This is a genomic window from Meridianimaribacter flavus, from assembly GCF_004366715.1.
Taxonomy (GTDB): domain Bacteria; phylum Bacteroidota; class Bacteroidia; order Flavobacteriales; family Flavobacteriaceae; genus Gaetbulibacter_B; species Gaetbulibacter_B jejuensis.
This window is the reverse complement of sequence record NZ_SOQZ01000001.1, coordinates 1-15947: the sequence shown is the minus strand read 5'-3', so window position 1 is coordinate 15947 and position 15947 is coordinate 1. Positions and strand designations below refer to the sequence as shown.

General features: G+C 33.6%; 16 protein-coding genes. 15 read left to right on the top strand and 1 reads right to left on the bottom strand.

The window, feature by feature from the left end; translation table 11 throughout:
* The first annotated feature begins 88 nt into the window (after nt 1-88).
* The 13 genes from A8975_RS00080 to A8975_RS00020 all read left to right on the top strand — a co-directional run bounded on the left by A8975_RS00080 (nt 89) and on the right by A8975_RS00020 (nt 12058).
* Entirely contained in the window at nt 89-418 is a 330-nt protein-coding gene (locus tag A8975_RS00080; protein ID WP_129759923.1) for a HesB/IscA family protein, read from the top strand.
* Between the two features lie 21 nt (nt 419-439).
* A complete protein-coding gene (sufB, locus tag A8975_RS00075; RefSeq protein ID WP_131506495.1) occupies nt 440-1888 on the top strand; it encodes a Fe-S cluster assembly protein SufB in 1449 nt (482 codons plus the stop codon).
* A 17-nt stretch (nt 1889-1905) separates the two neighbouring features.
* Nucleotides 1906-2331 (top strand): hypothetical protein, encoded by a 426-nt coding sequence (locus tag A8975_RS00070; protein WP_134198238.1) that lies wholly within the window; start codon nt 1906-1908, stop codon nt 2329-2331.
* Between the two features lie 3 nt (nt 2332-2334).
* Nucleotides 2335-3087: a Fe-S cluster assembly ATPase SufC gene (gene sufC / locus A8975_RS00065; protein ID WP_129759926.1), complete on the top strand. Its 753-nt coding sequence runs from the start codon at nt 2335-2337 to the stop codon at nt 3085-3087.
* A 66-nt stretch (nt 3088-3153) separates the two neighbouring features.
* Nucleotides 3154-4467 (top strand): Fe-S cluster assembly protein SufD, encoded by a 1314-nt coding sequence (sufD, locus tag A8975_RS00060; protein WP_134198237.1) that lies wholly within the window; start codon nt 3154-3156, stop codon nt 4465-4467.
* Between the two features lie 6 nt (nt 4468-4473).
* The gene (locus A8975_RS00055) at nt 4474-5691 is read left to right on the top strand and encodes an aminotransferase class V-fold PLP-dependent enzyme (protein WP_134198236.1); all 1218 of its coding nucleotides are present in this window, start codon (nt 4474-4476) and stop codon (nt 5689-5691) included.
* A 166-nt stretch (nt 5692-5857) separates the two neighbouring features.
* Nucleotides 5858-6931 carry a zinc metalloprotease gene (locus A8975_RS00050; protein ID WP_134198235.1) on the top strand — a complete coding sequence of 358 codons (1074 nt, stop codon included), beginning with the start codon at nt 5858-5860 and terminating at the stop codon, nt 6929-6931.
* Between the two features lie 87 nt (nt 6932-7018).
* Nucleotides 7019-7837 carry an META domain-containing protein gene (locus A8975_RS00045; RefSeq protein ID WP_134198234.1) on the top strand — a complete coding sequence of 273 codons (819 nt, stop codon included), beginning with the start codon at nt 7019-7021 and terminating at the stop codon, nt 7835-7837.
* A gap of 46 nt (nt 7838-7883) precedes the next feature.
* Complete coding sequence (locus A8975_RS00040; protein ID WP_134198233.1) at nt 7884-8306, top strand: SufE family protein; 423 nt, start codon at nt 7884-7886, stop codon at nt 8304-8306.
* 1 nt (nt 8307) lies between these two features.
* A complete protein-coding gene (locus A8975_RS00035) occupies nt 8308-8631 on the top strand; it encodes an SUF system Fe-S cluster assembly protein (protein WP_129759931.1) in 324 nt (107 codons plus the stop codon).
* A gap of 13 nt (nt 8632-8644) precedes the next feature.
* On the top strand, nt 8645-10480 hold the full coding sequence (locus tag A8975_RS00030) for an ABC transporter ATP-binding protein (protein WP_134198232.1): 1836 nt from the start codon (nt 8645-8647) through the stop codon (nt 10478-10480).
* A gap of 53 nt (nt 10481-10533) precedes the next feature.
* Nucleotides 10534-11046, top strand: coding sequence for a DUF2480 family protein (locus A8975_RS00025; RefSeq protein ID WP_134198231.1), 513 nt, complete (start codon nt 10534-10536; stop codon nt 11044-11046).
* A gap of 73 nt (nt 11047-11119) precedes the next feature.
* Complete coding sequence (locus tag A8975_RS00020) at nt 11120-12058, top strand: DUF3078 domain-containing protein (protein WP_129759934.1); 939 nt, start codon at nt 11120-11122, stop codon at nt 12056-12058.
* A gap of 48 nt (nt 12059-12106) precedes the next feature.
* On the opposite strand, the gene hflX is transcribed toward A8975_RS00020, so the two are convergent.
* Nucleotides 12107-13327, bottom strand: a complete 1221-nt coding sequence (gene hflX / locus A8975_RS00015) for a GTPase HflX (RefSeq protein WP_129759935.1) — start codon at nt 13325-13327, stop codon at nt 12107-12109.
* A 99-nt stretch (nt 13328-13426) separates the two neighbouring features.
* Here hflX and A8975_RS00010 point away from each other — a divergent pair, with 99 nt between their 5' ends.
* Both A8975_RS00010 and A8975_RS00005 read left to right on the top strand, forming a co-directional pair.
* A complete protein-coding gene (locus A8975_RS00010; protein WP_134198230.1) occupies nt 13427-14365 on the top strand; it encodes an endonuclease/exonuclease/phosphatase family protein in 939 nt (312 codons plus the stop codon).
* A 232-nt stretch (nt 14366-14597) separates the two neighbouring features.
* Nucleotides 14598-15947 (top strand): Ig-like domain-containing protein (locus A8975_RS00005; protein ID WP_134198229.1); only part of this gene is annotated, 1350 nt, incomplete at its 3' end.

Below are 15947 nucleotides of genomic sequence, written 5' to 3'. Positions count from 1 at the left end.
ACTATTTGCTAATATAATGTTAGGTTGTATGGTAAAACCCTTCTTATATTGTATATTTGCAGTCAATTTAGACGTAATTAAAACAATTATGATTAAAGTATCAGATACAGCTAAAAAGAAAGTTGTAGAGTTAATGACCGAAGATGGTTTCAACTCAGCAACAGACTTTGTTCGTGTAGGTGTTAAAAGTGGAGGTTGTTCTGGTTTATCATACGATTTAAAGTTTGATAAAGCGCAGAATGAAGAAGACAAGGTTTTCGAAGATAATGGTGTAAGAATAATTGTTGATAAAAAAAGCTTTTTATACCTTATAGGAACAACTCTTGAGTATTCAGGAGGTTTAAACGGAAGCGGATTTGTATTTAACAACCCTAATGCTAATAGAACATGCGGTTGTGGTGAATCATTTTCACTGTAATTTTTTGAAGCGAGATAACTAATGAGTAAGTATACCGAAGACGATTTAAGAGAAGAGTTAAAAACCAAAGAATATGAGTACGGATTTTATACAGATATAGAATCTGATACTTTTCCTGTGGGTTTAAACGAAGATGTTGTTCGTGCTATTTCTAAAAAGAAAGAAGAACCAGAGTGGATGACTGAATGGCGTTTGGAAGCCTTTAGAGTTTGGGAACAAATGGTTGAACCAGAATGGGCAAATGTAAACTACGAAAAACCAGATTTTCAAGCCATATCTTATTATTCAGCACCTAACAAAAAGCCTAAATACGAAAGCTTAGACGAGGTTGATCCTGAATTATTAGAAACGTTCAATAAGCTAGGGATTTCTTTGGATGAGCAAAAGAAACTTGCAGGAGTAGCAATGGATGTTGTTGTTGACTCAGTTTCTGTTGCAACAACCTTCAAAAAAACATTAGCAGAAAAAGGTATTATTTTCTGCTCAATTTCAGAAGCAATTAAAGAACATCCAGAACTTGTAAAGAAATATATAGGAACGGTTGTTCCAAAAACCGATAATTTTTACGCAGCGTTAAACAGTGCAGTATTTAGTGATGGGTCGTTTTGTTACATTCCTAAAGGCGTACGTTGCCCAATGGAATTATCAACCTATTTCAGAATTAACCAAGCAGGAACAGGACAATTTGAAAGAACACTTGTGGTTGCAGACGAAGGTAGCTATGTAAGTTACCTAGAAGGTTGTACAGCTCCAAGTAGAGATGAAAACCAATTGCACGCAGCAGTTGTTGAGCTTATTGCTATGGAAGATGCTGAGATAAAGTATTCAACAGTTCAGAACTGGTTCCCAGGAAATGCCGAAGGTAAAGGAGGCGTTTTCAATTTTGTAACCAAACGTGGATTGTGTGAGAAAAACTCAAAAATTTCTTGGACACAAGTTGAAACAGGAAGTGCTGTTACTTGGAAATATCCAAGCTGTGTGTTAAAAGGAGATAACTCAGTAGGTGAGTTTTACTCTATTGCTGTAACTAATAATTTTCAGCAAGCAGATACAGGAACTAAAATGATTCACTTAGGAAAAAATACTAAGTCAACCATTATTTCCAAAGGTATTTCAGCAGGAAAATCTCAAAACTCTTACAGAGGTTTAGTTCAAATCAGTTCTCGTGCAGACAATGCTCGTAATTTTTCACAATGTGATAGTTTGCTAATGGGTAATGAGTGTGGAGCGCACACATTCCCATATATTGAAGCTAAAAATAAATCGGCTCAAATAGAGCACGAAGCAACAACCAGTAAAATTGGTGAAGACCAGATATTTTACTGTAACCAACGTGGTATTGATACCGAAAAAGCAATCGCCTTAATCGTAAACGGTTTTAGCAAAGAAGTATTAAACAAGTTACCAATGGAGTTTGCTGTTGAAGCACAAAAGTTATTAGAAATAAGTTTAGAAGGCTCAGTTGGATAAACACTAACAACAAACAGATGAAAAAAATCTTTTTAGCACTTTTAGTATCTGCAGTATTGTTTTCATGTAAAAACGATTCTAAGAACGACACAAGTTCTACCGAAACAACTACCGAAAATGTTGACGGTAAAACAGCAAAGCAAAATGATGGATTGACGCTTGTGGTTGGAGAGTTTGTATACTATGCTGATGCAGCTGTTATTCAAACCAAAAATACAGTGTATGGAGTTGTTATCGATAAAAAAATGCATGAGCTAAACGATATGGCTCAACAATACAAAAAAGAAGCTACAGATTATGTGACTGTTGAGGTTAGAGGGAAAATAATTCCGAAACCACAAAATGAGGAAGGTTGGGATTACAGAGTAGAAATTAAAGAAATACTAAAAGTTTCTGCTTCTAAAGCAGATGAGAATAACGTTATAAAATTAGGAACAAAATAAGATATGTTAAAGATAGATAACTTACACGCAAGTGTTGAGGACAAAGCAATACTAAAAGGAATTAACCTAGAGGTTAAAGCAGGAGAGGTACATGCTATTATGGGACCAAATGGTTCAGGTAAAAGTACTTTGGCATCAGTAATTGCTGGAAGAGAAGACTATGAAGTTGAAGAAGGTGAAATCATTCTTGAAGGTGAAAATATCGATGAGCTAGCTGCTGAAGAGCGTGCACATAAAGGTATTTTCCTATCCTTTCAATATCCTGTTGAAATACCAGGTGTTTCGGTTACCAATTTTATGAAAACAGCCATCAACGAAACACGTAAAGCAAAAGGACTTGAAGAAATGCCAGCTAATGAAATGCTGAAATTAATTCGTGAAAAATCTGAGCTTTTAGAAATTGACCGTAAGTTCTTATCACGTTCATTAAACGAAGGTTTTTCAGGTGGAGAGAAAAAGCGTAATGAAATTTTCCAAATGGCAATGTTAGAACCTAAATTGGCTATTTTGGATGAAACCGATTCAGGTTTAGATATTGATGCTCTTCGTATTGTTGCTAATGGAGTAAACAAGTTAAAGAGTAAAGACAATGCTGTAATTGTTATTACGCATTACCAACGTTTATTGGACTATATCGTTCCAGATTATGTGCATGTTTTACATAACGGACGAATAGTAAAATCAGGACCAAAAGAATTAGCTCACGAGCTAGAAGAAAAAGGTTACGATTGGATTAAAGAAGAAGTTGGCGCATAAATGCCAGTAATCAGTTAACAGTAAGTGGTAGTTGATATCACAAACTGAAACTGCAAACTGTAAAAAATGGAATTAAAAGATAAATTAGTCTCATCGTTTTTTGCTTTTGAAGATCATTTAGAAGATGCTTCTCCAATTCATGATATAAGAAATGAAGCTATAAAAACATTTGAGCAAAAAGGATTTCCTACTAAAAAAGAAGAAGCTTGGAAATATACTTCTCTTAATAGTGTTTTAAAACACGATTACAGCCTTTTCCCAAAGACTGAAAATGCTATTGAGTATAAAGATATCAAGCCTTACCTAATCCACGATATTGATAGTTATAAAATTATTTTTATTGACGGTAAGTATTCTTCACATTTGTCTCAAACCACACACGATGGTATTGACGTTTGTTTAATGTCTGCTGCTTTGGCTAAGCCTAAATACAGATTAGTTATTGAAAACTATTTTAATAAAGCTGCAACAAAAGACAGTTTACCATCACTAAATACAGCATTTTCTAGTGAAGGTGCATACATTCATATTCCTAAGAATAAGTTGGTTGAAAAACCAATTCAAATCGTGCATTTTTCAACAGGAAATGAAGCCGCTTTAATGTTGCAACCACGTAACTTAATTGTTGTTGACGAAAATTCTCATGTGCAAATCATAGAACGTCATCAAAGTCTTACAGATAACCCTGTATTAACCAATTCAGTAACTGAAATTTTTGCAAACAAGCGTGCCATTGCTGACTATTATAAAATACAAAACGATAATCAAAACGCTTCATTAATTGATAATACGTTTATCAAGCAAAAACAAGAAAGTCATGTGTCTGTACATACGTTTTCATTTGGAGGAAAACTAACAAGAAACAATCTTAATTTCTACCAAAATGGTGAGCGTATAGATTCTACTTTAAAAGGCATCACAATTATTGGAGATAAGCAGCATGTTGACCATAATACTTTAGTACATCATATAGAACCAAATTGCGAAAGTCATCAAGATTACAAAGGTATTTTTGGAGATAGTGCTACAGGTGTGTTTAACGGTCAAGTTGTTGTTGAAAAAGAAGCACAAAAAACCAATGCTTACCAGTCTAACAACAATATTTTAGTTAGTGACAAAGCAACCATAAACTCTAAACCTCAATTGGAGATTTTTGCTGATGATGTAAAATGTTCACATGGTTGTACTATTGGTCAATTAGATGAAAGTGCTATGTTTTATATGCGTTCAAGAGGAATACCAGAAAAAGAAGCTAGAGCGCTTTTAATGTATGCATTTAGTAACAATGTATTGAATTCGGTAAAAATCCCAGAAATAAAACAACGCATTACTAAGCTTATCGCTAAAAAATTAGGCGTTAATATTGGGTTTGATTTATAACGGTTTATGTCTTTAAATGTAGCTAACATACGAAAAGACTTTCCAATACTTTCAAGAAAAGTCAATGGTAAACCATTAGTGTATTTTGATAACGCTGCAACTTCGCAAACACCACAGCAGGTAATTGATTGTATTGTTGATTATTACAGTGGTTATAATGCTAATATACACAGAGGTGTTCATACACTAAGTCAGGAAGCAACTGACAAATATGAAGAAGCTAGACTGAAAATACAAGCGCATTTTAATGCCAAAAAATCTCACGAGATTATTTTTACTTCTGGTACTACACATGGTATTAATTTAGTAGCTAATGGGTTTTCATCACTATTAAAAAAAGGTGACGAAATTATTGTTTCTGCCTTGGAACACCACAGTAATATTGTGCCTTGGCAAATGTTGTGTGAACGTACAGGAGCAACGCTAAAAGTCATTCCAATGAACCAAGATGGTGAGTTGGTTATGTCAGAATTTGACAAGCTATTGTCTCAAAACACCAAATTGGTGTTCGTTAATCATATTTCAAATGCACTAGGGACCATTAACCCAATTGAGGCTATCATTGAAAAAGCGCATCAAGTAGATGCTGCGGTTTTAATTGATGGAGCTCAAGCGTGTCCACATATTAAACCAGATGTTCAGGCTTTAGATGTTGATTTTTATGTCGCTTCAGCGCATAAAATGTGTGGTCCAACAGGAGTTGGTATTCTTTACGGAAAAGAAAAATGGTTAAACCTGTTGCCTCCATATCAAGGTGGTGGCGAAATGATTGCTGAAGTTACTTTTGAAAAAACAACTTATGCCGATTTACCTCACAAATTCGAAGCAGGAACACCAAATATTTGTGGAGGCATTGCTTTTGGAGCTGCAATTGATTACATGAATGCAATAGGTTTTGATGCTATTGCAAACTATGAGCATGAGCTACTTGAGTATGCTACTGAAAAGTTACTAGCTATCGATGGACTTAAAATTTACGGAACTTCTAAGCACAAAACATCAGTTGTTTCTTTTAATTTAGAAGGAATTCATCCTTATGATGTAGGTACTATTCTAGATAAACTAGGTATAGCTGTTCGTACAGGTCATCATTGTGCACAACCTATTATGGATTTCTACAAAATTCCTGGTACTGTTAGAGCTTCATTTGCATTTTATAATACTAAAGAAGAGATTGATGCTTTAGTAGAAGGTGTCAAAAAAGCACAAATGATGTTATCTTAATAACAATTCATTAATTATCAATTAATTAACATTGTTTTAACTCTTTTTTAACTAAAAGAGGGTGATGTATTTTGTCGAAAAATTAAATATTTTTTTATTAATTATGTTAAAAAATTGCTAAATAATTATATATTCGGCAATATTTTAAATTAAATACTACATAATTATGAAAAAAACACTTTTAGGTATGGCTGCTTTGGCTTTACTTTTTACGTCATGTAATGACGATCAAAATGAGGTTTCTAATACCGATCAATCCAAAGTTGATATGAGTGATTTTTATCTCTATACCGATGCTGATACTGATGAGGCTTCAAGAATATCTGAAGGTAATTCAAAAGCATGTTATTCAATGGTGAATTTAAACAGGCTTTTAAATGAAAATCCTAGTCTGGAAAAAGAAATGTATAATATCGAATATCATTCAAGAGCAACCATTGCAGCAAAAAAACCTGATGGAGCTGGAAACGGAAACGGAAATGGAAACGGAGGAGGCTCTGGTGGAGATGGAGGCTCTGGTGATGATAACCTTGGAATAATTAACATTCCTGTTTATGTACATGTAGTTTATAGTAACTCAAACGAAAACATTAGTGATAATCAAATTAATTCTCAAATTGATGTTTTAAATGAAGATTTTAGAGCAACAAATAGCGATGCTAGTCAAGTACCAACAGAGTTTGCAGGTCTTGTTGCAGATTCTGAAATCACATTTTCATTAGCAGGCGTGTTTAGACATTCTAACTCAAGAACATCTTGGGGAACTAATGATTTAGTTAAAAGTACTTATCCTCCTATAACTCCTGAAACACATTTGAATATTTGGGTTTGTAACATAGGTGGAGGTATTTTAGGATACGCTCAATTTCCTGGTGGACCAACTGCTACCGATGGTGTTGTTGTAGGGCCTAATTTTTTCGGAACAACAGGATATCTTTCTGCTCCTTTTGATGAAGGAAGAACTACTACACATGAAGTAGGACATTACTTAAATTTACGTCATATTTGGGGAGATGGAAGATGTCGTCAAGACGATTTTGTATCTGATACTCCTTCTTCTGATGGACCAAATTATGGATGTCCATCTTATCCAACGGTTAACTGTCGTTCAAATGACATGACAATGAATTATATGGATTATGTAGACGATGCATGTATGTATATGTTCACTGAAGGGCAAAAATCAAGAATGCGTTCAATTTTTGCATCTGGAGGACCAAGAAGTGCTATGGTAAACTAAACCTTTAAATTATATAATTTTTTAAAAGACGTCAATTTTGGCGTCTTTTTTGTATTATTAATTATCTAAACCAAAAATACGTAGAAGATGAAATTAATTTTACTCATATTAAACCTAGTACTATTGAACTCTTGTGGAGCATCAAAACAAGATTCGCTTACAAATAGTAATGAGAACGTTATGAATAGAGAAAAAGTGACGTTATCAGGAACTTATAAAATAGTAGCCATTGATGAAAACGAGACATTACCTGACGATTTGACCATTTCCTTTGATAATAAGACAAATAAAGTATCAGGATATTCTGGTTGTAATCAATTTATGGGAGATTATACGTTTGAAAATGATTCAATTACTTTTGGACCTCTAATGTCTACAAAGCGATTTTGTATGGACAGTATTAATGCAATTGAACGAAAAATGCTAAGTGCATTATCTAAAACCCAAACGTTGGTTTTTGCAAATGAAGAGTTGAGTTTTATGAGTGGAGACACAGTGATATTAAAAGCTTCTAAAACCGAAACAAAGTCTAATAAAGTTGCACAAGAAAGCGATTATATAATTGAGTACTCTGCAACTACAAGAGGATTTCATAATTCGTTAAAATTGCAAAATGGTATTATGACTACTCTAAAAGGAAGAGATTTAAAAGAAGCTAAAAAAACGTGTTCTGAAGAAGATTTAGCTACTTTAAATAAATTGATTCAAGAATTAGATTTAGAAAAATTAAATACACTAGAATCACCTTCAAAAGCTCATCAATATGATGGTGCTCCAATAGGTCGATTAATAATTGAATATAAAGGAAAAACCTATCAAACACCTGCGTTTGATGCTGGAAACCCTAATAAATATGTTGCGCCTTTAATTGAAAAATTATTGGCAACTGCCGAAATGGGTAAATAATTGAAAAGCTGTATAACTATTCGTATTTTTGCATAAAAGAAAGACTGTGACAATACAAGAGATACAAAACGAGATTATAGACGAATTTTCAATGTTTGATGATTGGGAAGAGCGTTACCAATACATGATAGATTTAGGTAAAACACTTCCACTAATTGATGCACAATACAAAACCGACGATTTTATTATAAAAGGATGCCAAAGTAAAGTTTGGGTACATGCCAATTTAGAAGCAGACAAAGTTGTTTTTACAGCAGATAGTGATGCTATTATTACCAAAGGTATTATCGCTATTTTAATTCGTGTATTCTCAAACCAACATCCGAAAGACATCATAGAAGCTAATACAGATTTTATTGATGAGATTGGACTAAAAGAACATTTATCACCTACTAGAGCTAACGGTTTAGTAAGTATGATAAAACAATTAAAAATGTATGCAGTTGCGTACCAAACACAATTAAATTAATATGGAAACCACAATAGATACAAATGCTTTGGGCGAAAAAATAGTAAAGGTTTTAAAATCTATTTTTGACCCAGAAATTCCTGTAGACATCTATGAGCTTGGATTAATTTACGACGTTTTTGTTAACGAAGATTATGATGTAAAAATCCTAATGACTTTAACAACACCTAATTGTCCTGTTGCTGAAACATTGCCTATGGAAGTTGAAGAAAAGGTGAAATCAATAGACGAAGTAAAATCTGCTGAAGTAGAAATTACTTTTGATCCGCCTTGGAGTCAAGATTTAATGAGCGAAGAAGCCAAGTTAGAACTTGGTATGCTTTAATAAGGTTTTATAAATGCCAAGACGTACGCCTACTTCATTAAAAGACGATAAAAAACCTAATCTTAAGTCGTCTTTTAATGCGCTTGTTTACATTCCTAGGTTTTTTAGAGAAATCTGGAACGTAAACAAAAAACTTTTTATACTTGCTGCCTTTTGCAGATTAATTGGCGCATTGCTTCCTGTTATCATTTTATGGGTTGGAAAACTCATTATAGATGAAATTATTCTTCAAACCTCATTAGAGGTTACAGATTACACCCAACTTTGGACCTATGTTGCTGTAGAATTTACCCTAGTTATTTTATCAGACTTGGTAAGTCGCGCTATTTCACTAACCGATGGTTTACTTGGCGATGAATATAATATTGCAACCTCGGTTACTATTATAAAAAAGACCAATCAAATTAACATTAGCCTGTTAGAAGATGCCGATTTTTACGATAAGCTAGAACGTGCCAGAACACAAAGCACAGGTCGTGTTGGACTTATGTCTAACGTGTTAGGACAAGCACAAAGCGCCATTTCTATTGCAACACTTGTGGCAGGTTTAATTTATTTTGAACCGTATTTAATCATCTTGTTGGTGTTGAGTATAATTCCGTCGTTTATTAACGAAGTTCGCTTTAGTCAACAACAATATTCATTGGCAAGAAGCTGGACTTCTGAACGTAGAGAGTTGGATTACTTACGATTTATTGGTGCCAATGATAAAACAGCAAAAGAAATAAAGCTTTTTGGACTTACAGATTTTGTTGTAAATCGGTTTAAAAATCTTTCAGAAGAATACTATGAACTCAACAAAACCCTTGCTATAAAACGTTCAGCTTTAGGTTTTGTGTTTAACGTTTTGGGTTCATTAAGTTATTATGGTGCTTATGTGTTTATCATTTATCGTGTGCTTTCTGGTGCTATTACACTAGGTGAACTTACGTTTCTTTCTGGGTCTTTCAATAGGCTTATGAAAAACCTTCAAGACTTCTTTTCAAAATTCACACGTATTTCTGAAAGTGCTTTATATCTTAAAGATTATTTTGATTTTGTTGATATTTCTGTGGCTTCAAAAACCAAAGAAGATGTGCCATTACCAAAACAGATTAAACAAGGTTTTGAGTTTAAAGATGTGCGTTTTTCGTATCCAGGTTCTGAAGTTGAAATATTAAAAGGCATTTCGTTTATATTACAAGCTGGCGAAAAACTAGCGTTTGTCGGTCAAAATGGTGCAGGAAAAACCACATTAACCAAATTGTTATTACGTTTTTACGAACCAACTTCTGGAGAAATTTTATTAGATGGTATTAATATAAATCGCTTTAATAAAGCCGAATACCAAGAGTTTTTTGGAGTGATTTTTCAAGATTTCTTTAAGTATGAATTTACTGTAAAAGAAAACATAGCTATTGGTGATATTGACGAACTGAACAATCAAGAAAAAATTGAAAATGCTGCTGAATTAAGTTTAGCAAATGATGTGATTTCAGAGCTAAAACACGGTTACAACCAACAATTAGGAAAACGTTTTGTAAACGGTATGGAACTTTCTGGTGGACAATGGCAAAAAGTAGCTTTGGCAAGAGCATATATGAAAAATGCCGAAGTAATGATTTTAGACGAACCTACATCAGCGCTTGATGCCAAAGCTGAAAGTGATGTGTTCACAAGGTTTATTGGACTTACCGAAGGAAAAACAAGCATTATTATTTCGCATAGATTTAGCACAGTTAGACAAGCCGATAGGATTTTGGTTCTAGAAGAAGGTCGTGTTCTTGAAATAGGAACTCACGAAGCCTTAATGGCAAACAAATCGTTATATGCTGAATTATTTACACTTCAAGCCGAAGGTTATCAATAGCTTTCAACATATTAAACACTCGATTATCGAGTAAAACAATTTATCTTTGTAGTATGGCAGAAGAAATTATAAACAGAGTCGCAAATAGTAAACTTGTTACTATAGATTTGGAAGACTACTATCCAAAAGGGCAACGCGTGTTATTTGATATAAAAGACTGGCTGTTTCAAGAACTTATTTTAAAAGAATCTGATTTTAGATCTTTTGTTAAGGAGCACGATTGGTCACAATATCAAGATGCTTATTTAGCATTAACGTGTTCGGTAGATGCCATAATTCCATCTTGGGCGTATTTACTTATTACATCGCATGTTTCGGCTTATGCCAAAAAAATTGTAGTTGGTGATTTGGTGACTTTAGAAACAGCAATTTACCAAGATATTATATCGCAATTAGATGTTTCAGACTATTCTGAAAAACCTCTTATTATAAAAGGATGTGCCAACAAACCTATCCCTGAATCTGCTTACACATTGCTTATTTCAAAATTACAACCTATAGCAAAATCTATTATGTATGGTGAAGCTTGCTCAACTGTACCTTTATATAAGAAAGGTAAAATGTGACTTTTGTAATAAAGTTGAGTCTAAGAAAAAGACTATTTTTGTACAGTAAAAATTTGATTTAAAAAGAAGTATAATGAAGAAACTATTATTTACAATTGCTTTAATTACAGTAGCGTTTACAACTAACGCTCAAACAATGGAAGAACTAAAGGCTGAACAAGCAGCAAAAAAGGATTCGATTGTAGCTATACAAGGTAGAGTTAATGCTCTACAAGCTCAAATTGATGCGCTTCCAGGATGGAGAGTAGGTGCTTTTGGTACAATTGGAGGAAGCATTTCTAACTTTAACAATTGGTATGCACAAGGAACACCAAATAACTCATCAGGTAGTATAGGTGTATCTTTTAACGGTTATGCTAATTTAATTCAAGAAAAATATTTCTGGAGAAATGCATTAACCGCAAACCTTAACTGGATTAAACTTGATGATAAGGATACTGATTTAGATGATGATGATTTTAACCCAACAACAGATGTGTTTAACTTATCATCTTTATATGGTAGAAATATCACCAACAAATTAGCAGCTTCTGCATTATTAGAGTACAGAACGACACTTTTAAACAACTTTAACGATCCTGGATATTTAGATGTAGGTGTTGGTTTTACTTGGACTCCTGTTGATAATTTAATAGTTGTTGTTCACCCTTTAAACTACAACTTTGTATTTGCTGATAATGATGCAATTTTTGATTCATCTCTTGGTGCTAAAATTGTAGCAGACTATACAAGACAAATAGGAGCTGTAAACTTTAAATCTAACTTATCAATGTTCCAAAGCTATAAGAGTTCTGACCTTTCTAACTGGACATGGACAAACTCTTTTGGTTACACACTATGGAAAATGATTGGTGTTGGTTTTGACTTTGGTTTAAGAAGCAACAAACAAGAAGCGTTAAACTATGCTTTAGGTAATTTTGATCCTTTATCTGGAGATGACGAGCCTTCTTTTGGTAATGTAGATAATGATTTACAAACCTATTGGACATTAGGATTAAGCTATAAATTCTAATTGAAATAGAATATAATATTAAAAAGCACGCTAACTAGCGTGCTTTTTTTATGATTCAAAATCTTCGTTGGAATAATCTGGATACAAAAAGTGATTGTAAGGGAAGCGTGTGATATGAATTTTTCTAACTTCATCATAAACACGTTTTCTAAAGTCTTCTAGGTTCTCTTTATTCAATGCTGAAATAAACAAAGCGTAATCACCTATTTTATTCATCCAAGTGGTTCTCCACTCTTCAAGAGAGTAATGTGCTTTAGTGCGTTCTTCCATTAAATCGTCTTCATCAAATGGTTCGGCTTCATAGGCATCAATTTTATTAAACACCATTATAGTAGGTTTGTCAGAGCTATGAATTTCATCTAATATTTTATTTACCGATTCAATATGCTCTTCAAAATTAGGGTGCGAAATATCAACCACATGAAGTAATAAATCAGCTTCTCGAACTTCATCTAAAGTACTTTTAAAACTTTCAACTAATTGAGTTGGTAGTTTTCTAATGAATCCTACTGTGTCAGTCATTAAAAACGGAAGGTTTTGAATAACTACTTTTCGTACAGTAGTGTCTAGCGTTGCAAATAGTTTGTTTTCGGCAAATACTTCACTTTTACTTACAACATTCATTAAGGTAGATTTTCCAACATTGGTGTAACCTACAAGTGCAACTCTAACCATTTGACCTCTGTTACCTCGTTGCACAGACATTTGTTTGTCAATGGTTTTTATCTTGGCTTTAAGCAACGCAATTTTATCACGTACAATACGTCGGTCAGTTTCTATTTCGGTTTCACCAGGACCACGCATACCAATTCCTCCTTTTTGTCGCTCAAGGTGAGTCCACATTCCTTTAAGTCTAGGTAGTAAATATTCGCATTGAGCAAGCTCAACCTGTGTTCTTGCATAACTGGTTTGTGCACGTTGCGCAAAAATATCGAGAATTAAATTGGTTCTGTCCAAGACCTTGCAGTTAAGTATTTTACTTATGTTGCGCTCTTGGGCTGGAGATAACTCGTCATCAAAAATTGCGGTACCAATTTCATTTTCATTAATAAATTCTTGTACGTCATTCATTTTACCAGACCCAATAAAAGTTTTTGGGTTTGGCATATCCATTTTTTGGGTAAAACGTTTTACCACTTCGCCACCAGCAGTATAGGTTAAAAACTCAAGCTCATCGAGATACTCTTTGGATTTAGACTCGTCTTGTTCTTTAGTAATTACACCTATTAAAACTGCTTTTTCTAACGTTATGTCCTTTTTTTCTAGCATATATTAATTTAAAGCACAAAGTTACACAATTGTTTGCAGTTTAATTTTCTTATTTTTAGAGCTTCCTTTAGTCTATTCTTTTAAGCAAAACTACATTCAATGCAATACACGATAGCGTTTTATAATATTGAAAATTTATTCGACATTCATAATGATCCATTTACTAATGATGATGATTTTTTACCAACTTCGGATAAAAGATGGACTCAAAAAAAATACGATAGGAAAATTTACAAAATTGGATCGGTAATTTCACAGATTGGAACTGATGAGAATACTACACCTCCAGCAATTGTTGGTTTAGCTGAGGTTGAAAATAAGCGTGTATTAAAAGATTTGCTTGCGAGTAAAGATTTGCAATCCATTAATTACGATTATGTGCATTATAATTCACTTGATGAACGAGGAATAGATGTTGCTCTTATATATAATAAGGATGTATTTACAGTAAATTCTTCTGAAACCTTCAATATTTTCATCACAGATGAAGATGGTGAAATAGATTTCACTAGAGATGTTCTTTTGGTTTCTGGTATGTTGGGAGAAGAAGAAATACATATTATAGTTAACCATTGGCCATCAAGAAGAGAAGGTGAAGAAGCATCATCATATAAAAGAGTGTTGGCTGCTCAAAAGAATATTGAAGTTGTTAACCGTTTAAAACAAGAGAACCCTAATTCAAAAATTATTGTTATGGGCGATTTTAATGATAACCCAGATGACGATAGTGTTGAAGAGTTAGTGGCAGGTGCAAATCTTTATAATCCAATGCAAAATTTAAGAAGCATTGACAAAGGAAGTCTTAATCATGATTTTAATTGGAATGTTTTTGACCAAATAATGGTATCAATAAATTTTCTTGAAACTAAACCAAGTACATTAAAATTTTCTGACGCCAATATTTTTGACTCAAAATTTTTAACACAATATAATGGTAAGTATAAAGGTCAGCCTTACAGAACTTTTGTTGGAAAAAAATACAAAGGCGGATTTAGTGATCATTTTCCAGTATTTATTGAGTTAAAAAAAACATATTAAAAAAGTGCTTAATCATTTTATCGGAGATAAATGCATTTAATCTATTATCATAATGTTAATGGGTTGTTAAGATACTTTTTTTTTATCTTCGGTAGCTTATCAGGTATTGCTTAAATACTATGATTGTTTATAACCCCAGATTAATTTTTATAAACATAGTATTAAGGTATTAACAATCAATATCTTGAGATTATATAAAATAATTTGTTCAATTATTAACTGCTAAAACCAAATGAAAAAAATTACTATTTGGCTAAGTTTAAGCTTTTTGTTGGCATTTTGCCAAACATCAATAGCGCAATTTAGCTGCGATTCCCCTATTATGATAACCGATGGTTATACAGCTGACGGGATAACTACACCAGGAACAGCTGGAATTGAAGATTGGAATGACCCAAATCCAGATTCATGTACTTCAAATGCATTCTACTGGGATGACGATGTGTACCTTTTTGGGTATACCGCTGGAGCTAACGATGAAGAAATATCTATGACTATTTTTACCAGAAATGGTTGGAATGGTATTGGTATCTTTTCTGATTGTAATGGTACTGCTCTAGAAGGGTGTTTAGCATCTGCAAGTTCAACAACAGGTAATGTGTCTCAGACAGTTTTAGCAAATGTTGGAGCAGGTGAAACCGTTTACATTGCAATTGGGCAATGGGGATCACCAAATGACTTAGATTTTGATGTTACAGCATTTAATGCTGTAGAATTAGTAGACCCTCCATCTTGTTCTACTTTTACCACTCCAGTTGACGATTCGATTGATGTACTTGAAGACACAGCTATCAATTGGACTCAAGCTACTGGTGGAGCAACAGGATATAGAATTTCTATAGGAACATCTACAGGAGGTGTCGATATTGTAAATGACCTAGATTTAGGAAACGTGTTAACTTATACACCAAGCACTCCGTTAGCTTATAGTACTGAGTATTTTGTTAATGTAACACCATATAATTCTAATGGAGATGCTCAGGGATGTGCTGAGTTAAGTTTTACAACTAGAGAAGAGCCACCTGCAGGTTCTATTTGTAGCAACCCAATAATGGTAACCACACCATTACCTTATGTAACAACAGATGATACTTCTAATTATGGAGATGATTACACTGGAGGACCAGGAGCTAACTGTGGTTCAACTTCAGGATATTTAGGAGGAGACGATGTTGTGTATTCATATACACCAGCAGTTGATACTTCAATTGATATTGCATTATCAGGTGTAGGTACTTACACAGGTATCTTTGTATATACAGATTGTGCTAACATAGGTTCGCAATGTGAAACAGGAGCTGTAAATGGATTTGCCGGAGGAGATATGCTGATAGATAATTACACTGTTACAAGTGGAACAACCTATTATATAGTAATTTCAACATGGCCATCGCCTCAAAGTACACCATATACATTAACAATTACTGAAAACACTTGTGTAGACGCTGAGGCAATATTTTCAACGGTTAGCGATTGTGCTAATGGTGATCAATTTTTAGTAGAAGTTGATTTAACTAGTTTAGGTTCAGCAGGGACAATTACAATTAGTGACGACCAAGGCAGTACACCACAAACAGTTGAT